Source organism: Halochromatium salexigens, assembly GCF_016653295.1.
Classification (GTDB): domain Bacteria; phylum Pseudomonadota; class Gammaproteobacteria; order Chromatiales; family Chromatiaceae; genus Lamprobacter; species Lamprobacter salexigens.
This window is the reverse complement of the sequence record NZ_NHSF01000041.1, coordinates 1-18395: the sequence shown is the minus strand read 5'-3', so window position 1 is coordinate 18395 and position 18395 is coordinate 1. Positions and strand designations below refer to the sequence as shown.

The window sequence follows — 18395 nt, the reverse complement described above, 5'->3', positions numbered from 1 at the left end:
CGCTAAGCCGCTCGACAATCGAACCGATCAGCCCCATCTCCCGGGTAGTCCAAGGGGTGGTGTTGTCGACAGACAGCGCCACCCTCCAGCCAATAGGAGAACCCGACATCATGTACGGCGTATCAACCAAGGTCAGCACCGGCTTCGACGAGACGATCGAGCGCGTCACCCAGGCACTAAAAGAGGAAGGCTTCGGTGTACTCAGCGACATCGATGTGGCCAAGACCCTGAACAGCAAGCTGGGGGTGGATCAACCCCCCTATCGCATCCTCGGCGCCTGCAACCCCGAGTTCGCGCACCAAGCGATCACCGCCGAGCCGGATATCGGCGCGCTGCTGCCCTGCAATGTGGTCGTGCGCGTCGACGATGAGGGTGACGTCCGCGTGCTCTTCATGAACCCATTGACCGTGCTCGAGCTGGTCGACAACCCCCAGGTTCCCGAACTCGCCGCGAAGGTCCGTGAGCGCCTTGATCGCGTGATGAAAGCGATCAAGTAGTTAACCTAAAGGCGGGGCGGAGTAGATCATCCAGTCTTGGGTATTCAGGATGGGCTGCGCTTAGGTTCATGCTCTGGATCTAATGCATCGATGCTGGACGGCAGCCCCGCAGCGGCATCAACAACGTCGGCCACGTCCTGCGCCGAGCGTTCCTTCGCGGCCTCGGCACGCAGCAGGGTGCCAGCATAGAAATCGAGCATGCGCTCGGCAAGTACTGGGGCGGACCAGCTGCGTGCATAGGTGCGGGCACGGGCGGCGAGCTGGGCGCGCAGTTCGGGCTCATGCAGCAACCGCACACACTGTTGGGCGAAATGGACCTCGTCATTCCGGGCGATCAAGCAGCCCTCGCTATCGCGCAGCACCTCGCGGGTGCCCATCTCGGCGATCGCGACCACCGGCGTCCCCAGCGCCATGGACTCTAGCAGCACCAAGCCCTGGGTCTCGGTCAGCGAGGAGAAGACAAAGGCCTTGCCAGCGCTGTAACAGTCCTCGAGCGAGCCATCGCGCGCCAAGTAGCCGGTGAACAGCACGTGCTCCTTCAGCCCAAGCCGACGGCTGAGGCGTTGCAAGCGTTTAAGGGCGGGGCCATCGCCAGCAATGACCAGCAGAACCTCTGGCACCTTGGCCTTGATATGCACCAACATGCGCAGAAGAAAGTCACAGTTCTTCTCGAACGCCAGACGCCCGACATGCACTAGGAGGGGGCGCTCGGCGTCGATTCCCCAGCGCTGGCGAAAACGCCCGCCATCGCCCTGGCTGAACTGTTGCAGATCGATCCCGGTCGGGACCACATCGGCTGGACTTTGGATGCCATAGCGGGTAAGCACATCGAGCATCACCTGTGAGGGCACCGCGAGGGCATCGACATCATTGCACTGTTCGGCGGAAAAACGCCGCGCGGCAAACCGCAGCCAGGCCTCTGGTATCAGCGGGATGTACTTATCCAGGTATTGCTCGAAGAAGGTGTGATAGCTTTCCACCACCGGTATCGAGAGCCAACGCGCCAGCGCCAACCCGGCGTAGTGGGCAACGAAGGGGGTGTGGATGTGAACCAGGTCGAAGCGTTGCGCGCGCAAGCGCTTGCGATAGCCGCGCAACAATCCCCAGCGCATGATGCGATCCTCGGGGTCGAACGGGAGGTAACGCGACGGGATGCGAATGATCTCGAACGGGTCCAACGGGTCCGGGATCTCCACGCCATAGCTGGGCGTGATCAGCGTCACCTGATGGCCCTTGGCGACGAGTTCGCGACCAAAGGTCTGAATAGACGTCGATACCCCGTTGACGCGGGGAAAGTAGACGTCCGAAATCATCAAGACACGCATCGGCAGACCAGACCTCGCAAAGACCCGTGGCGCGCGGGCGCAAAGTGACAGATGTTACCAGCTCGACGTTTCATTGCGCTGAGACAGCGTCTCAGCAGATGCGCGGCAGTTGCTCGCCGGCCAGCCAATCGACGATGCGGCTGCCGCCGAACGCGGTCTCCATCTGCACGAACTGATGCGGGTCGGTGACCACCTGGCCGATGATCGCCGCCTCCCGGCCCTTGGGATGGGTGCGCATCGCCGCGAGTAGCGTCTCGGCCCGATCGCCGGCGCAGATCGCGATCAGCTTGCCTTCATTGGCGACATAGAGGGGATCGAGCCCAAGCAGCTCGCAGGCAGCGCTGACCTCGGCGCGAATCGGGATCGCCGGTTCGCGGATCTGCATGCCGACCCGCGATTGCAACGCCAGCTCGTTGAGGGTGGTCGCCAAGCCACCGCGGGTCGGGTCGCGCAGGCAGTGGATGTCCGGCACGGCCTCGATCATCGCAGCAACGAGATCATGCAGGGATTGGCTGTCGGAGGCGATCTCGGTCTCGAAACCGAGGTTCTCGCGTTTTGAGAGGATGGCGACACCGTGGTCACCGAGGCTGCCGCTGACCAGGATTGCATCGCCGGGTTGGGCCCGATCGCCGGAGATCTGGATACCGTCCGGCACCACGCCGATCCCGGTCGTCGAGATGAAGCAGCCATCGCCCTTGCCGCGCTCGACGACCTTGGTGTCGCCCGCGATCACCTGCACGCCGGCCGCACGGGCAGCGGCCCCCATGCTGGCCACGATGCGCTCGAGATCGGCCAGCGGCAGCCCCTCTTCGAGGATGAAGCTGGCGGTCAGATAGAGCGGACGGGCGCCGGCCATGGCGACATCGTTGACGGTGCCATGCACCGCCAGCGCGCCGATATCGCCGCCCGGAAAGAACAGCGGCGAGATCACATGGCCATCGGTGCTGGTGACCAGACGGCCGGGCGGCGGCTCGAACAGCGCCTGATCATTGCCTTGCGCCAGCAGAGCGTTCTCCAGATGCACGCGAAACAGCTCGTCGATGAGCTGCGCCATCGCGCGCCCCCCACTGCCGTGGCTCATATCCACGGCGCCGTGCTCGAGATCGAGTCGGCCGGCGAAACGGCGTGGCACCGGCGACTGTTTGGTGTCATGGCGGGCCATCAGGCGGCGTCCACGCTCGCGGTCGCCGGCTGCGGTGCCGCCGGTTGCCGAAACCGCCCGTAGCTCCAATAGGCGGCACAGGCCCCTTCCGAGGAAACCATGCAGGCGCCCATCGGATTCTCCGGCGTGCAGACGGTGCCGAAGAGCTTGCAGTCGGTCGGCTCCATCACACCGCGCAGCACGCTCGGGCATTCGCAGCCCTTGATCTCCCGGCTGCTGCCAGGCGCGACCGGGAAGCGTTGCTCGGCATCGAACTCGGCATAGGCCTCGGCGATGCGCAGCGCACTCCCCGGCAAGAAACCGAGCCCGCGCCATTCGAAGGTCTCATGCGGGCGGAAGACCTCCGCCATCAACGCCTGGGCTTTACGATTCCCGTCGCGAGTCACCGCGCGGGTGTATTGATTTTCGACCTGTGCCTGGCCGTTGTTGATCTGGCGAATCAGCATCAGCACGCTCTGCATCACATCCAGCGGTTCGAAACCGGCGATCACCACCGGCTTGCCGAACTCGGCCGGCACGCATTCATAGGACCGGCTGCCGATCACCGTGCTGACATGCGAGGGGCCGAGGATGCCATCGAGCTGCACGCCCGCCTTGTCGCCAGAGGTCTCATTGGCGGCGTTCAGAATGGTGCCGAGCGCGGCCGGCGTGAGCACATGATTGCAGTAGACCGAGAAGTTCTCGAGCCCCTCGGCGCGCGCGGTCTTGAGCGCGACCGCCGTCGGCGGCGTGGTGGTCTCGAAGCCGATCGCGAACAGCACGACCTGTCGCTCCGGCGCCTTGCGCGCGATGGCCAGCGCGTCCTGGGTCGAGTAGATCATGCGGATGTCGGCGCCCTCGGCCTTGGCCTTGAGCAGGCTCTTGCGCTCACTCGCCGGCACGCGCATCAGGTCGCCGTAGGTGCAGAGCGTGACTCCGTGTTCGACGGCCATGGCGATGGCCTGATCGATGCGCGCCATCGGCAGCACGCAGACCGGACAGCCGGGGCCGTGCACGAAGCGGACATTGGCCGGCATCAGGTCCTGGACCCCATAGCGGAAGATCGCATGGGTATGCCCGCCGCAGAACTCCATCAGCCGATAGGTCCGAGCGGGATCGGCCTCGGCGCTGATGCTCCGGGCCAGCCCCCGGGCCAGCGTGCCATCGCGGAATTCATCGATGTATTTCATCGGCCCGACTCCGATGGGGTGGCATGCTCTGAGTGGGTGGCATCCAGCTCGGTGGCCTGATCAGCCTGATGGGCCTGATCAATCGATTCGGCTTCCTGATCGGCCAGCTCGCCGATCTCGCGCATCATGGCCAGCGTGCGCTCGGCTTCCTCGGCGCTGATCTTGTTCAGCGCATAGCCGACATGGACGAGGACGAAATCGCCGACCTCGGCATCCTCGATCAAGGCCAGGGAGACGGGCCGGCGCACGCCCCCGAGGGACACGGTGGCGGCATCGGCCGCCTGATCGATCTCGAGAATCTGGGCGGGTATGGCGAGACACATAGGCGGTGCTCCGAAGGAGGCTGAGTGACGCCGTCGGCATCCAGACAATGGCCGACGACGGTGACGGTCAGGATACAGAAAGTCGGTAGTCGACACAGGGATCGACCGCAGTGATGTAGAGCCGGGCCAAGCGTTCCAGCTCCGGTCCCTCGGCACCGCCGCGCGCGATGGCGGCAAGTCCCTGAGCGACCACGCCCTTGGGGTGAAAATTCCACTCGGTTGGGGCCAGGATCTGATACTGCTCGACCCGGCCAGCCGCGATGCGGACGCGATGCACGAGCAGCCCGCGGGCGGCTTCGGCCACGCCGATGCCAACGCCTGCATCGACCTCGGCATCAACGCCAGCTTCTTTTATCGGCAACTGAACCGCGCTGCCCGGATTGTCCATTCCGGCGTCCAGGGTGGCCTCAAGTCCGCGCGCGCTCTGTGCCAGATCGACGAGGAGCGCCATCAGCCGCGTGAGTAAGCCATTGCCGTATTCGGCGAGCAGGGCCGCAATGAGCGGTTGCGCAGCCACCCGCGCCAAGGGGCCGGTTTCGGCGCATTCCTGCTGCCAGTGGGGCGCGGCGATGAACGCATCGGCGTTGGCATTCGCTAACGACTCCGCGAGCCACCGCCAAGGCGCTTCCGGCAGCCTCGCGACCGCGTTTGCACCACACGCAAAAAGCCCCTGCGCGAACACCGCGCGCACCAAGCCAGCCGCTGGGGTTTGGGTCTGCTCAGCCCAGCGCCGCACCGCCGCCGGGCGATCCAGCGTTTGCAGCCAGGCATCTGGCACGGTGCCCAAGGCCTGCTCGGTGACCAGGTCCAGCAGCGCGCTCGGATCGAGAACGGCGGCGGTGCTCTGCTCGGCCTGTTGCGCATGCACTGTGAAAGGGTCAGCGACCGCTTGCTGAGCTTGACGCAGCGCCATGAAGGCACGCATGACCTGCGGCATCGCCGACGCTGCAGGCGACCTGGCCTGAGTCGCCGCCAAGATCCGTGGCCAGTCGAGCAACAACCGCCACAGATGTTCCTTGATCGTCTCGGCATGCACCAATGCCTGGCGGCGCGCCAAGACGGCCGCGCTCGGCTGGCGACCGAGTGCCTGCTCGCAGGCCGCGACACAGGCCGCCGCCTGCGCGGTTCCACAGAGGCTGAAGAGCGTCGGCAACTGACGCACGACCTCGGCGGGCGACTTACCGGCGAAGACGCGCGCGGCGGTCACCGGGCGGCTTGAGTGAATGGTCACCGCGCTGCTGACCGTATCCAGGCGAATCTTGAGCTGGCCGGCGAGATCGGACATCAACCCTCCTGGGTCAGAAACGAGCAAACGAGCAAAGGCGTACGCGATGACGCAAGCCAGGCGTTAGTTTAGCGAACGCACAAGCGGCATAGCCCTGTAGACTACGGGTTTTTGCTCGATGGACAGCCTCCCGGATGCTTGACCCCGACCAACTCGCGGCCCTGCGCGCGCCGATCCAGTTCGAGACCGACCTGCGCGGGCAACGGCTGCGGTTCGAATCGACCTGGGGACTGTTCTCCCCGCGCGAGATCGACGAAGGCACTCGCCTGCTGCTGCAGCATGTGCAAGTCGCGCCGCAGGCCGACTGTCTCGACCTCGGCTGCGGCTACGGCCCGATCGGGCTGACCCTGGCGGCTCTGGCGCCACAGGGCCAGACGCTGATGGTCGACAAGGATTTCGTCGCCGTCGACTTCGCCCAGCACAACGCCGCGCTGAACGGTCTGAACAACGCCCGCGGTCTGTTGAGCAATGGCTTCGAGCAGATACCGCCCGAGGCGCGCTTCGACCTGATCGCCAGCAATGTCCCGGCCAAGGTCGGCAAGGAGCTGCTCGCGCTCCTGCTGCACGATGCCCATGCCCGCCTGCGCCCGGGCGGCCAGCTCTATCTGGTGACCATCAGCGGTCTGCGCGCCTTCTTCAAGCGCAACCTGCAAGAGGTCTTCGGCAACTACGACAAGCTCAAGCAGGGTGCCCATTACACGGTCGCATTGGCGCAACGCATTGAGCGCTGATCTGGCAGCCCCGCGAGCGAGGGTTTAGACTTCGCGGGCTTCGCATTCCAAAGCGCAGCAAGCAAAAGGGGCGCCGCGCTTGTCATCACCATCAGAGCTGCTCCGAGGAGGACTCAGTCTCATGTCGGATTCGAAAATCTATCCCGTACCCGCCGACATCGCCGCCGAGGCGTTGATCGACGAAGAAACCTACCGCAGCCTGTATCAGCGCTCGGTCGATGATCCCGAGGGCTTCTGGGCCGAGCAGGCCGAACAGCACATCTCCTGGTTCGAGAAGTGGAACACGGTGATGGATTACAGCTACGGCCCGGAGGAGGTCTACATCCGCTGGTTCGAGGGCGGTAAGCTGAATGTGTCGCACAACTGCCTGGACCGACATCTGGCCACGCGGGGCGATCAGGTCGCGATCATCTGGGAAGGCGACAACCCCGAGGAAGATCGCAAGCTCACCTATCGCGAGCTGCATGCCGAGGTCTGCAAGCTGGCGAACGTGATGAAAGCACGCGGCGTGCGCAAGGGCGACCGGGTCTGTATCTACCTGCCGATGATCCCCGAGGCGGCCGTCGCCATGCTCGCCTGCACCCGCATCGGCGCCGTGCACTCGATCGTCTTTGGCGGCTTCTCCCCGGATTCGCTGCGCGACCGCATCCAGGATTCCGAGTGCCGCCTGTTGATCACCTCCGACGAGAGCGTGCGCGGCGGACGCAACGTGGCGCTGAAGAAGAACGCCGACAAAGCGCTCGAGGAATGCCCGAGTGTGGATAGCTGCATCGTCGTGCGCCGCACCGGCGGCGAGGTGGCCTGGAGCGAAGGCCGTGACCTCTGGTACCACGAGGCGCTTGCCGATGCCTCCGCCGAGTGCGAGGCGGTGCCGATGGAGGCCGAGGATCCGTTGTTCATCCTCTACACCTCGGGCTCGACCGGCAAGCCCAAGGGCGTGCTGCACACCACCGGCGGCTATCTGGTGTATGCGGCGATGACGCACAAATACACCTTCGACTACCGCGAGGGCGAGGTCTACTGGTGCACCGCCGATGTCGGCTGGGTCACCGGTCACACCTACATCGTCTATGGTCCGCTCGCCAACGGCGCCATCTCGCTGATGTTCGAGGGCATCCCGAACTATCCGGACATGTCGCGCTTCTGGCAGGTGATCGACAAGCACAATGTCGCCACCTTCTACACCGCGCCGACCGCGATCCGCGCGCTGATGCGCGCCGGCGAGGAGCCGGTCAAGCAGACCTCGCGCAAGAGCCTGCGCATCCTCGGCACCGTCGGCGAGCCGATCAACCCCGAGGCCTGGGAGTGGTACCACCGTGTGGTCGGCGATGAGCGCTGCCCGATCGTCGATACCTGGTGGCAGACCGAGACCGGCGGCCACCTGATCACACCGCTGCCCGGCGCCACACCGACCAAGCCGGGCTCAGCGACCAAGCCGTTCTTTGGCGTGGTGCCGGCGCTGGTCGATGCCACCACCGGCACCCTGCTCGAAGGCGAGGCCGAGGGCGCGCTGGTCATCACCCGGCCCTGGCCGGGTCAGATGCGCACCGTCTACGGTGATCATCAGCGCTTCATCGACACCTACTTCAAGCAGTATCCGGGCTATTACTTTTCCGGCGACGGCGCCAAGCGCGATGCCGATGGCTATTACTGGATCACCGGGCGCATCGATGATGTGCTCAACGTCTCCGGTCACCGCCTCGGCACCGCCGAGATCGAGTCCGCGCTGGTGCTGCACGATGGTGTCGCCGAGGCGGCCGTGGTCGGCTATCCGCACGACCTCAAGGGCCAGGGCATCTATGCCTATGTGACCACCATGACCGGCGTCGAACCCAGCGATGAGCTGAAGAAGGAGCTGATCAAGCTGGTGCGCACCGAGATCGGTCCGATCGCCACCATCGATGTCATTCAGTGGTCACCGGGCCTGCCGAAGACCCGCTCGGGCAAGATCATGCGCCGCATCCTGCGCAAGATCGCCGCCAACGAGATCAGCACCCTGGGCGATACCTCGACCCTGGCCGATCCCGGCGTGGTCGAGGAACTCATCGACAATCGCGCCAATCAATAATCCATCCAGCCCCGGTTGCGGTGCCATTGGCCGCAACCGCTCATGCTATCCGGCGGTGACCCCGCCATCCCCAAGTTACGCCCCATCACGAACGGAATCCTGGTAAGCGCTCAGCCCCCACGAGGTCCACCTCCTTGCCTTTATGTCAGCGAGTAGGCGTCTATGTCGACGCCGAGAATGTCCGTTACAACGGTGGTTATCAGATGCGTTACGACGTGCTGCGACGGTTCGCCGCGCGTGAAAATGGCATCCTGCAACGACTCAATACTTATATTTCCTACGATTCGGAACGCGCCCGCGAAGATCCTGAATACGCGAAGAAGAGCCGCGGCTATCAGCAGATGGTGCGCGACTTCGGTTGGAAGATCACGGTGAAATATGTGCGCCGGTACACAGATGAGGCCGGCAATATCTCGATGAAGGCCAATGCCGACCTGGATATGGCGGTCGATGCCATGCTACAGGCCGAGAAGCTCGATCAGGTGATCCTGGTCACCGGCGATGGCGATTTCCTGCAAGTCGTCGAGGCCCTGCAGAATCGCGGCTGCCGGGTCGAGCTGATCGGTTTCAAGAACGTCTCGCGCGCGCTGCAGCAAGAGGTCGATGCGTTCTGGCCCGGCTTTTTGATCCCCGACCTGTTGCCGGTTTCCTACGAACCACGTAATGAATGGGGCAAGTCCGGCTCCTGCGTGCGCGGGGTCTGCACCAAGTGGTTCCCGGACAAGGGCTACGGCTTCCTAAGGTTCATTCAGGACATCTCGCCCGACCTTTGGATCACCGATCCGCGCGAGCCAGCCTCGCCCTATGTCAGCGTCTTTTGCCATGCCAACGAGGTCGCCGAGGATGTCACCGAGGACATGCTGATGAATCGCGAAACGATCCTTGAGTTCTATCTCAACGAGAGCGATCAAAAGGACAATGGCTTGGTCGCCAATAACGTCAGGCTTGCGTTCAATATCAGCCGTTGATCGCAAGGCCTCGAGCAATAGAGCCGATCGCCAATGGCTACCGACGCGTCTCCGATCAACCCCGCTGGCTTGGCGCGACGCCTAGTTCAGGATGGGTTGCTCTCGGAGCAACGGGCGCGGACAGCGCAGCGTGAAGCCGCTGACCGGCATCAGGCCTTCGTGCAGTATCTCGTCGAGCAGAAACTGCTCGATAGCCACAGTATCGCGGTCGCGGCCTCGGAAGAGTTCGGGGTGCCGCTGCTGGATTTGGCTGCCGTCGATCTGCTGAATGTGCCCATGGACCTGGTCGATACGCGCCTGGTGCAAAAACATCGCGCGTTACCGTTATTACGCCGTGGTAATCGTCTGTTCGTCGCGGTATCGGACCCGACCCATGACCAGGCCCTGGATGATATCCGTTTCAATACCGGCCTGAGCGCCAGCGTCATCCTTGTCGAGGACGATAAACTCGCTACCGCCATCCACCAAGTCCTGCAAGCGCAAGATACGACCCTCTCCGATCTCATCGATGCCGATTTAGGCAAGGCCGAGGGGGTCCAGGACGATGGCGGCGAGACGATTGACACGGACTCAAACGTCGACGACGCACCGGTCGTGCGCTATGTCAACAAAATCCTGCACGATGCGATCAATGCTGAGGCCTCCGATGTGCACTTCGAGCCCTACGAACGCTCCTTTCGCATCCGTTTTCGCCAAGACGGGGTGCTGCACGAGATCGCTCATCCCCCACTGAGCATCGCCTCGCGCTTGATCGCGCGGCTCAAGGTCATGTCGCGCATGAATATTGCCGAGCGCCGCGTCCCTCAAGATGGCAGGTTGAAGCTCAAGCTCGGCTATGCACACGATGTCGATTTTCGCGTCAACACCCTGCCGACGCTCTATGGCGAAAAGGTCGTGCTGCGTATCCTCGACTCCGCGGGCGGCAACGTTGGCATCAACAAGCTCGGGATGGACCCCGAGCAGCAGGCACGCTTTCAGCGGGCGATTACCCGCCCCTATGGCATGATTCTGGTCACCGGGCCCACTGGCTCCGGCAAGACGGTCACCCTCTATTCGGCGCTGAACCTCTTGAACCGGACCGCTGTGAATATTTCCACTGTCGAAGACCCGGTCGAGATCCAGGTGCCAGGCATCAACCAGGTCAGCATGAATGCCAAGACCGGCTTGACCTTCGCCGCCGCGCTGCGGGCATTCCTGCGCCAAGATCCGGACATCATCATGGTCGGCGAGATCCGCGATCAGGAAACCGCCGAGATCGCGGTCAAGGCGGCGCAAACGGGTCATCTCGTGCTCTCGACATTGCACACCAACGATGCGCCGCAATCACTGACGCGACTCGTGAACATGGGCGTGGCGCCATTCAATATCGCGTCATCGGTGTTATTGATCATGGCGCAACGCCTTGCGCGTCGACTCTGCCTGCATTGCCGCGCCGTGGAAACGCTGCCGCGCGAGGCCCTGTTTGAAGAGGGTTTCAGCGCCCAAGAGATCGATGAGGGACTGACCCTCTACAAGGCCGTCGGCTGCGAGCGCTGCACCGAGGGCTACAAGGGCCGCATCGGCCTTTTCCAAGTGGTTGAGGTCTCGGAGGCGATGGGGCGAACCATTATGGAAGGCGGCCATTCTCTCGACCTCGCGCGTCAGGCGGCGCAGGAGGGGTTTCTTGACCTGCGGCAGTCCGGCTTGCAGAAGGTCAAGGAGGGCCTGACCAGCCTGCTCGAACTCAACCGCGTGACCCGAGATTGACTCCGATGGTCGCAACCGCCGCAATGAAGCAACAGTCGGAAAAAACATCGACGTTCCTCTGGCAAGGGGTCGACCGGCACGGCACGCGCGTGAAAGGGGACCTAAGCGCCTTGAGCCCTATGCTAGCCCGCGCCGAGCTTCGTCGGCAGGGCATCAAACCGCTCAAGGTGCGCAAGAAACCGCAACCGCTGTTCGGCAGCGGCAAAAAGAAGATTACCGCGGCCGATATCAGCGTCTTCAGTCGCCAGCTCGCGACCATGATGGCCGCTGGTGTGCCATTGGTGCAGTCCTTCGAGATCGTTGGCCGTGGCCATAACAACCCCTCGATGCAGGCGCTACTGCTGCATATCAAGGGCGACATCGAGAGCGGGACCAGCATGGCGGCGGCGCTGCGCAAACACCCGGCCTGTTTCGACGAATTGGTCTGCAATCTGGTCGCGGCCGGCGAGCAGGCTGGTGTCCTCGATATCCTGTTGGACAAGATCGCGACTTACAAGGAGAAGACCGAGTCGATCAAGGGCAAACTCAAGAAGGCGATGTTCTATCCAGCGGCGGTAATCATCGTCGCAATCATCGTCACCGTGGTGATCATGCTCTTCGTAATCCCGCAGTTCAAAGCGCTGTTCTCGAGCTTCGGCGCCGACCTGCCCGCCTTCACGCTGTTGGTGATTGCGATCTCCGACGTCATGCGCAACTACTGGTTGCTCATGGCTGTTGGGGTTGCGGCGCTGGTCTTTGCCATCATCTCCACTTTCAAACGCTCACGGGCCTTTCGCGATACGCTCGACCGCACCGCCCTCCACATGCCGGTGATCGGCACAATCCTGCGTAAGGCGGCTGTTGCCCGCTTCGCACGCACCCTGTCGACCCTCTTTGCTGCTGGAGTCCCGCTGGTAGACGCGCTGGAGTCGGTCTCGGGCGCGACGGGCAGCGTCGTCTATGCCAACGCGGTCAAGGTGATGCGCGATGATATTGCCACCGGCCAGAGCCTTCAGCTCGCCATGCAGCAGCGCGGTCTGTTCCCGCACATGGTGGTCCAGATGACCGCGATCGGCGAAGAATCCGGCGCCCTCGATGCCATGCTCGCCAAGGTCGCGGATTTCTACGAGGAGCAGGTCGACAATGCCGTCGACGCCTTGAGCAGTCTTCTCGAGCCGCTGATCATGATCGTCATCGGCGCCCTGGTCGGCAGTCTGGTGGTCGCCATGTACCTGCCCATCTTCAAGCTTGCGACCGTGATCTAGGCCCGGGACACGAGGATGTCGAGCGACCTCATCCATCTCTTCGTGCAGGCGCCGATTCTGCTCTACCTGAGCACCGCGCTCGTCGGACTGCTCGTGGGCAGTTTTCTCAATGTGCTGAGCCTGCGCCTGCCTCGCATGATGGAGCAGGAGTGGCACCAAGAGTGCGTGGAGTTTTTCGCCGCCGAGACGTCAACTGCGGCTCCGCCCCCCGAGGCCAAGGCGACCGAGCCGCATCAGGCGTCACCCCAGGAGGCGCCTCTGGGCTTGGCCCGACCGGGCTCGCACTGCCCGTCCTGTGGCGCGCCGATCAAGCCCTGGGACAACGTCCCGATCCTGAGCTGGCTGCTGTTGCGCGGCCGTTGCCGCGCCTGCAAGGTCAGTATCCCACTGCGCTATCCGCTGATCGAGGCGCTCACCGCAATCTTGTCGGTAGTGGTGGTCTGGCAGCTCGGCCCCACCAGCGCCGCCCTGGCGGCGGTTATCCTGACTTGGGGGTTGATCGCGCTGGCGCTGATCGACCTGGATACCCAGTTGTTACCCGACAGCCTGACGCTACCACTGCTCTGGCTGGGCCTTTTACTCAGCCTTACGGGGACCTTCACCGACCCCGCCTCGGCTATCCTTGGCGCCGCCAGCGGTTACATGCTGCTCTGGCTGGTGTACCACGCTTTCCGCCTCGCCACCGGTAAGGACGGCATGGGGCAAGGCGATTTCAAGCTGCTCGCGCTCTTTGGTGCCTGGCTCGGTTGGCAAGCCGTGCCGCAGGTGATTTTACTTTCCTCGCTGCCTGGCGCCCTCGTCGGTATCGCGCTCATCGCCAGCGGCCGCAAGCAGGCTGGACAAGCCATCCCCTATGGCCCTTTCCTGGCTATTGCCGGTTGGATCAGCCTGCTCTGGGGCGAGGCCATCACGGGCGCTTACCTGCGTTGGGCGGGCCTCGCCTGAGCCAGCCGCGGCTCGCATCGCATCCATGACTTATCGTGTCGCACTCACTGGCGGGATTGGCAGCGGCAAGAGCACCGTTGCCGAGCAATTTGCCGCCCTCGGCGTGATGGTCAGCGATGCCGATGCCATCGCGCATCAATTAACCACAGCGGACGGCGAGGCATTATCGGCGATCGCGGCGGCCTTCGGCGCAGAGATGATCGATACCAACGGCGCATTAGATCGCGCGCGGCTGCGCAACCGGGTCTTCGCGGACCCCAGCGCACGTCGCCAGCTAGAAGGCATCCTCCATCCCCTGATCCGCAACCGGATGCTCGAAGAGACCGAGGCGGTTTCCGCGCCTTACGCCCTGCTGGTGATCCCGCTGCTGCTTGAGACCGGCCAACAGGCGCTGGTCGATCGAGTACTGGTGGTTGATGTACCCGAAACTGTACAGATTGCGCGTGTTCAAAACCGCAGTGGCCTCGATCCCGCCGAGATCAAGCGCATCATCGCCAGCCAGATCAGCCGCGCCGAGCGCTTGGCTGCGGCCGATAATGTGATTGACAACCGCGGGGATGCGAGCAGGCTCGAGTCCCGCATCGTACAACTCCACCAGATGTATCTCGAGCACGCCCATCAGCAGAGGGGCTAAAGCCGAGCGTCGACATCGGGAGAATTCAAGGCATGGACGATGATAAACGCACCTGGCTGCGGCTGATCCTGCTCGGCGCGCTTAGCGGTGTGCTCGCTGGTGCCGTCGTGCTCGCGTTTCGTTACAGCATCGCCTTCGGTCAGCATTGGCTGTTACCGCAGGGACCCGTAGCCAATCATGAGGCGCTGCCGCCTTGGTTACGTCTGACCCTGCCCGTTGCCGCTGGCCTGCTGCTTGGACTGCTCTTCGACCGGTTACCGCGTACCTCTCGTGAGATCGGCATCGTTCATGTACTCAAACGGCTGCAATCACTCAATCCCCAACGACTGCCCGTGAGCAACATGTTGGTCCAGTTTGGTGGCGCGGTCATCGCCATTGTTGGCGGTCATTCGGTCGACCGCGAGGGACCGACCGTTCACATCGGCGCGGCCAGTGCCAGCCTTATCGGCCGTCGGCTGGATGCACCCACAGAGGATCAGATCACGCTGATCGCCTCGGGCGCCGCCGCCGCTATCGCGGCTGCCTTCGATACGCCACTCGCGGCCGTGGTCTTCGTCATGGAGGTGCTGCGCATCCGCTATCAAGTCAGCCGCTTCCTGCCGGTTATCGTCGCCGCCGTGGTGGCCACCGTCGTCAGCCGCTCGCTGGCGCTCTCCGAGCCTGGCTTCTCCGTCGCGCCGGAGTATTTGGGTTCGACCTGGGAACTCTCGAGCCTGCTGTTGCTCGGCATCGGGGTTGGGCTGATCGCCGTCGTGTTCATCAACCTCAGTGAGCAGATCGCGCGGCGCGCCTTGGCTTGGCCTTGCACCATCGCCTTTCCGCTTGCAGGCCTGGTCACCGGCATCCTCGCGCTCTGGCTGCCGCAGATCATGGGCACCAGCTATGGCACCCTTGAGGGTCTGCTCCAAGGTGAGGGAGACCTGAGCCTGGCCCTCGCGCTGATCGCGGCCAAGTTGCTGTCCTCCGCCTTTGCCGTCGGCCTGCGCATCCCAGGCGGACTCATTGGCCCGACGCTCTTCATTGGCGGGGCTGCTGGATCGGCGCTCGGCCTCGGACTCTTTCTGTTCTCGCCGCTGGAAGTGGCCTCTCCGGGCTTTTACGCCACTATCGGCATGGTCGCGATGATGGGCGCAACCCTGCGAGCGCCGCTCGCCGCCCTCACCGCGTTGCTGGAACTCACCGCCAATCCCAACATCATTCTGCCTGGGATGCTGGCGGTCGCCAGTGCTGAATTAGTCACCCGTTTACTGCGTGGTCAGAAATCCATCTTCGATGTACTGACCGATCTCCAAGTACGCGCCACAACCATCCGCCGTTCTCGGGAACCGTAGCCGACTCGCCGACTTTTTCGTAACGCACGGCTTGCGCGTCGCATCAATTGCTCGGTAAGCTCGCAACGTGGCCTTTGGTGGTCACGCTTTGTGCTTGATTCACGCCCACCAACGCGGTGGAGTCATTGAATATGGAGGATTGCAACGTGATAAAAATCTCTTCTCGATCAGCTGCTTATTTTTTAACCTTCACGATGAGTTTAACGCTGGCTCTGTTTTCACAGTCGCTTTTCGCGGTGGAATGCAAGGGCATGGAAAAACTTGCCTGCGAACGCCAGGATGCTTGCACCTGGGTCAACAGCTATAAGCGTAAAGACGGCGTCCAGGTCAGTGGTTACTGCCGAAGCAAAGGCGGTAAGAAATCTTCTAGCTCTTCCAGTTCTTCAAGCACTTCCAGCTCAACGACCAACAGCTCGAACTGAGTCGCACAGTCGCTGACTGAGTGCATCAGGCCTGGCGCTTTTACGACGGCGAATGCGACCGGGCGAGTCAGGCCGTTGAATCTCGGCCAGCGACTGTTCAATCATCTTCAGAGAACATCGGGGGCTGGCGCAACCGGCCTTTGCCTGCCATATAGTCCGCAACCTGCAACCTACCCCGCTCGCCTACTGCTCGATGGCGTCTTCATCCCAGAACAGATCGTAGTCTTCATCGGCGGGCGGATTGCCGTCGTGCACTAGGTTACGACGACGCTGCAGATAGGCATCGCGCACGAAGACATAACGGTCGAGAGCCGCTTCATCCATCAGATCGCCACTCTCGAGAAATTCCGCACGGGCGTCGATCGCACGCAGCACCGCAAGCCCCCAGTAGATTTCATCCTCGTTCAGATTAAAGAGCGGGTCAACGATGATATCGCCGGCAAAACCAACGGTATCGCGAACAGAGCTTGGTCCCAAGATCGGCATCACGAAGTACGGGCCATCCCCGATGCCCCAATAACCGAGCGTCTGGCCGAAATCTTCTTTGTAGCTCGGAATGCCCATATTGGAGGCGACGTCGATGAAGCCCACAAGCCCCACGGTGGTGTTGATCACGAGCCGCCCGACATCGCTCCCGGCACGCGAGAGCTTAAACTGCAGCGCGTTGTTCACCGCCGAGGTAATATCGGCAAGGTTATTAAAGAAATTGCTAATACCCTGATCGATTGGCTGGGGCGTGATAGCCTGATAGCCTTGCGCCGCGGGCTTGAAGAAGGCGTTATCGAAATCCGTGTTGAACTTAAACATCGCCCGGTTATAGGCCTGCCAAGGGTCACGCGGATCACGCTGCTCCACGGGAATCGTACCGCACCCAACTGCCAAAGCGACCGTCAGAAGCAACAGGGGAAGGGTGCGCAACTGCGCTTTGTGCATACACTGGACTCCCACATCATCATACGCCGCCGTTGTCCCGCCCCGATGGTATCACAGTGCTTTGGCTGAGCTAGCGTTTGGCTTTTACAGGTAAGACTCTTATGCTGCCGGCATGGAACGCCTAGATTCAACCTCAGCACCTCAAGGCATCGCCTCACGCTTCCGCGGCTTCTTGCCGGTGGTCGTTGATGTCGAGACCGCAGGCTTCGATCCGCAGCGCCATGCCCTGCTCGAGATCGCCGCCGTCATCATCCGCATGGATGCCGACGGCTGGCTGGTGCCCGGTGCAACCCATGCCTGCCACGTCTTGCCGTTTCTCGGCTCGGAACTCGATCCGAGCGCCCTCGCCTTCAATAAGATCGACCCAGACCATCCGTTTCGGGATGCGATCGCCGAACATCAAGCGCTGCCGAAGATCCTCAACCCGATCCGCAAAGCGGTCGCCTCGCAGGGCTGCAATCGGGCCATCCTGGTCGGTCACAACGCGCACTTCGATCTCGGATTTGTGAAAGCCGCAGTGGAGCGCAACGACTACAAGCACAACCCCTTCCATGCCTTTAGCGTCTTCGATACCGTCTCGCTCGCCGGGCTCGCGTATGGACAGACGGTACTGGCGAAAGCGGCGCAACTTGCGGGACTTAGTTGGGACAATGCCGCCGCCCATTCGGCGATTTACGACGCCGAGCAGACGGCGCGGCTGTTTTGCGCCGTCGTCAACCGTTGGCGCTCGGCAACCTTTTGAACCGACCATCGGTGTCGGTGAGCGTCCAGAGCATCGCGCCGAGGCCTAATGCCGCCGGCGCCCTAGAGGCCCTATCAGAATGACCGAGAAGCCGTCACAAGCGACTGATTTTCATCGCTCCAGGCACATGCTGCTAGGGCCTCCTAGATCAGGCCAACTTCAGGCCGCGCCCTGGCTACTCGCCGACTCTTGCTTCGCCGCAGCCGACTCCATCATGGGTTTCAGCTCGCCGCTCGCGGCCAGTTCCAGAGTAATATCGCAGCCGCCGACCAGCTCGCCGTCGATGTAGATCTGCGGGAAGGTCGGCCAATCTGCGTAACGTGGCAGGTTCTCGAAGATCTCCGGGTCTTGGAGCACGTTCACATAGGCAAACGCAACTCCAGTATCGCCAAGCGCCTGCGCGGCACGCATCGAAAAACCGCACTGTGGCATCTGTGGGGTCCCCTTCATATAGATGACCACTGGGTGACCGTTGACTTGTTGGTCGATACGCTCGATGACAGCATCCATCGCAATACCTCGTGGAAGACTAGGTGATGTGTCCGATCAAGGTCGGGATAGCAGTTGGGCTTATCAAGGCACGGCGGCTTGCGCTATGCGAAACCGCAATGTCTCAGGCGCCCGAACGAACGTCCGCGGGCGCACCGCATCTTGCCTCTCTTGGAGTCGACTGTAGACGGGGCCCGAGCGCCCCGGGTATGGCATTGGAACTTGCTCCATTGTGCCGCACGGGTGCAACCAACCAGCAATTCCCGGTGAAAGTCTATTCGGCAGGCTTTAATGTCATACTCTCAGTACGCCATTGTGACTGGCAAGGGTCCACCCTCAACACGATCAGTTGCTTTAAATAGATTCGTTATTTTAGACGCT

The 18395-nt window shown here is 62.6% G+C and carries 18 protein-coding genes; 11 read left to right on the top strand and 7 right to left on the bottom strand.

Annotated features, from left to right (window positions below; all coding sequences use genetic code 11):
- Nucleotides 1–110: 110 nt before the first annotated feature.
- Nucleotides 111–497: a DUF302 domain-containing protein gene (locus tag CCR82_RS06150; RefSeq protein ID WP_201244523.1), complete on the top strand. Its 387-nt coding sequence runs from the start codon at nt 111–113 to the stop codon at nt 495–497.
- 44 nt (nt 498–541) lie between these two features.
- Here the strand turns inward: CCR82_RS06150 and CCR82_RS06145 are convergent, their stop codons facing one another.
- From CCR82_RS06145 to CCR82_RS06125, 5 genes are all read right to left on the bottom strand, one after another.
- Nucleotides 542–1822, bottom strand: a complete 1281-nt coding sequence (locus tag CCR82_RS06145) for a glycosyltransferase (protein WP_201244522.1) — start codon at nt 1820–1822, stop codon at nt 542–544.
- A 91-nt stretch (nt 1823–1913) separates the two neighbouring features.
- Entirely contained in the window at nt 1914–2984 is a 1071-nt protein-coding gene (hypE, locus tag CCR82_RS06140; RefSeq protein WP_201244521.1) for a hydrogenase expression/formation protein HypE, read from the bottom strand.
- Nucleotides 2984–4153: a hydrogenase formation protein HypD gene (gene hypD / locus CCR82_RS06135; RefSeq protein WP_201244520.1), complete on the bottom strand. Its 1170-nt coding sequence runs from the start codon at nt 4151–4153 to the stop codon at nt 2984–2986. Before hypD ends, hypE begins: the two co-directional genes overlap by 1 nt.
- Entirely contained in the window at nt 4150–4476 is a 327-nt protein-coding gene (locus CCR82_RS06130; RefSeq protein WP_201244519.1) for a HypC/HybG/HupF family hydrogenase formation chaperone, read from the bottom strand. The genes hypD and CCR82_RS06130 overlap by 4 nt, the downstream gene beginning before the upstream one ends.
- Before the next feature lie 67 nt (nt 4477–4543).
- Nucleotides 4544–5761: a nickel-dependent hydrogenase large subunit gene (locus CCR82_RS06125; RefSeq protein ID WP_201244518.1), complete on the bottom strand. Its 1218-nt coding sequence runs from the start codon at nt 5759–5761 to the stop codon at nt 4544–4546.
- A gap of 134 nt (nt 5762–5895) precedes the next feature.
- On the opposite strand from CCR82_RS06125, the gene CCR82_RS06120 reads away from it, so the two are divergent.
- The 9 genes from CCR82_RS06120 (at nt 5896) to CCR82_RS06080 (ending at nt 15850) form a co-directional block, all read left to right on the top strand.
- A complete protein-coding gene (locus CCR82_RS06120; RefSeq protein WP_201244517.1) occupies nt 5896–6492 on the top strand; it encodes a class I SAM-dependent methyltransferase in 597 nt (198 codons plus the stop codon).
- Nucleotides 6493–6613: 121 nt separating this feature from the next.
- Complete coding sequence (gene acs, locus CCR82_RS06115) at nt 6614–8560, top strand: acetate--CoA ligase (protein WP_201244516.1); 1947 nt, start codon at nt 6614–6616, stop codon at nt 8558–8560.
- Nucleotides 8561–8694: 134 nt separating this feature from the next.
- A complete protein-coding gene (locus tag CCR82_RS06110) occupies nt 8695–9528 on the top strand; it encodes a LabA-like NYN domain-containing protein (protein WP_201244515.1) in 834 nt (277 codons plus the stop codon).
- Nucleotides 9529–9561: 33 nt separating this feature from the next.
- Nucleotides 9562–11274, top strand: coding sequence for a type IV-A pilus assembly ATPase PilB (gene pilB, locus CCR82_RS06105; protein ID WP_201244514.1), 1713 nt, complete (start codon nt 9562–9564; stop codon nt 11272–11274).
- 5 nt (nt 11275–11279) lie between these two features.
- Nucleotides 11280–12518: a type II secretion system F family protein gene (locus CCR82_RS06100; RefSeq protein ID WP_338073111.1), complete on the top strand. Its 1239-nt coding sequence runs from the start codon at nt 11280–11282 to the stop codon at nt 12516–12518.
- A 15-nt stretch (nt 12519–12533) separates the two neighbouring features.
- Complete coding sequence (locus CCR82_RS06095) at nt 12534–13463, top strand: prepilin peptidase (RefSeq protein WP_201244513.1); 930 nt, start codon at nt 12534–12536, stop codon at nt 13461–13463.
- 25 nt (nt 13464–13488) lie between these two features.
- The gene (coaE, locus tag CCR82_RS06090; protein WP_201244512.1) at nt 13489–14097 is read left to right on the top strand and encodes a dephospho-CoA kinase; all 609 of its coding nucleotides are present in this window, start codon (nt 13489–13491) and stop codon (nt 14095–14097) included.
- Nucleotides 14098–14129: 32 nt separating this feature from the next.
- Nucleotides 14130–15428, top strand: a complete 1299-nt coding sequence (locus tag CCR82_RS06085; protein ID WP_201244511.1) for a chloride channel protein — start codon at nt 14130–14132, stop codon at nt 15426–15428.
- Between the two features lie 131 nt (nt 15429–15559).
- On the top strand, nt 15560–15850 hold the full coding sequence (locus CCR82_RS06080) for a hypothetical protein (protein ID WP_201244510.1): 291 nt from the start codon (nt 15560–15562) through the stop codon (nt 15848–15850).
- Nucleotides 15851–16033: 183 nt separating this feature from the next.
- Here the strand turns inward: CCR82_RS06080 and CCR82_RS06075 are convergent, their stop codons facing one another.
- Entirely contained in the window at nt 16034–16783 is a 750-nt protein-coding gene (locus CCR82_RS06075) for an MlaA family lipoprotein (RefSeq protein WP_201244509.1), read from the bottom strand.
- A gap of 112 nt (nt 16784–16895) precedes the next feature.
- Here CCR82_RS06075 and rnt point away from each other — a divergent pair, with 112 nt between their 5' ends.
- Complete coding sequence (gene rnt / locus CCR82_RS06070) at nt 16896–17525, top strand: ribonuclease T (protein ID WP_201244508.1); 630 nt, start codon at nt 16896–16898, stop codon at nt 17523–17525.
- A gap of 159 nt (nt 17526–17684) precedes the next feature.
- Here rnt and grxD read toward each other — a convergent pair whose 3' ends face one another.
- Nucleotides 17685–18035 carry a Grx4 family monothiol glutaredoxin gene (grxD, locus tag CCR82_RS06065; RefSeq protein ID WP_201244507.1) on the bottom strand — a complete coding sequence of 117 codons (351 nt, stop codon included), beginning with the start codon at nt 18033–18035 and terminating at the stop codon, nt 17685–17687.
- Nucleotides 18036–18395 lie beyond the last annotated feature (360 nt).

Coding starts and splice junctions, on each gene's coding strand:
- CCR82_RS06150 (WP_201244523.1), top strand. CDS start 111: ATGTACGGCGTATCAACCAAGGTCAGCACCGGCTTCGACGAGACGATC.
- CCR82_RS06145 (WP_201244522.1), bottom strand. CDS start 1,822: ATGCGTGTCTTGATGATTTCGGACGTCTACTTTCCCCGCGTCAACGGG.
- hypE (WP_201244521.1), bottom strand. CDS start 2,984: ATGGCCCGCCATGACACCAAACAGTCGCCGGTGCCACGCCGTTTCGCC.
- hypD (WP_201244520.1), bottom strand. CDS start 4,153: ATGAAATACATCGATGAATTCCGCGATGGCACGCTGGCCCGGGGGCTG.
- CCR82_RS06130 (WP_201244519.1), bottom strand. CDS start 4,476: ATGTGTCTCGCCATACCCGCCCAGATTCTCGAGATCGATCAGGCGGCC.
- CCR82_RS06125 (WP_201244518.1), bottom strand. CDS start 5,761: ATGTCCGATCTCGCCGGCCAGCTCAAGATTCGCCTGGATACGGTCAGC.
- CCR82_RS06120 (WP_201244517.1), top strand. CDS start 5,896: ATGCTTGACCCCGACCAACTCGCGGCCCTGCGCGCGCCGATCCAGTTC.
- acs (WP_201244516.1), top strand. CDS start 6,614: ATGTCGGATTCGAAAATCTATCCCGTACCCGCCGACATCGCCGCCGAG.
- pilB (WP_201244514.1), top strand. CDS start 9,562: ATGGCTACCGACGCGTCTCCGATCAACCCCGCTGGCTTGGCGCGACGC.
- CCR82_RS06100 (WP_338073111.1), top strand. CDS start 11,280: ATGGTCGCAACCGCCGCAATGAAGCAACAGTCGGAAAAAACATCGACG.
- CCR82_RS06095 (WP_201244513.1), top strand. CDS start 12,534: ATGTCGAGCGACCTCATCCATCTCTTCGTGCAGGCGCCGATTCTGCTC.
- coaE (WP_201244512.1), top strand. CDS start 13,489: ATGACTTATCGTGTCGCACTCACTGGCGGGATTGGCAGCGGCAAGAGC.
- CCR82_RS06085 (WP_201244511.1), top strand. CDS start 14,130: ATGGACGATGATAAACGCACCTGGCTGCGGCTGATCCTGCTCGGCGCG.
- CCR82_RS06080 (WP_201244510.1), top strand. CDS start 15,560: ATGGAGGATTGCAACGTGATAAAAATCTCTTCTCGATCAGCTGCTTAT.
- CCR82_RS06075 (WP_201244509.1), bottom strand. CDS start 16,783: ATGCACAAAGCGCAGTTGCGCACCCTTCCCCTGTTGCTTCTGACGGTC.
- rnt (WP_201244508.1), top strand. CDS start 16,896: ATGGAACGCCTAGATTCAACCTCAGCACCTCAAGGCATCGCCTCACGC.
- grxD (WP_201244507.1), bottom strand. CDS start 18,035: ATGGATGCTGTCATCGAGCGTATCGACCAACAAGTCAACGGTCACCCA.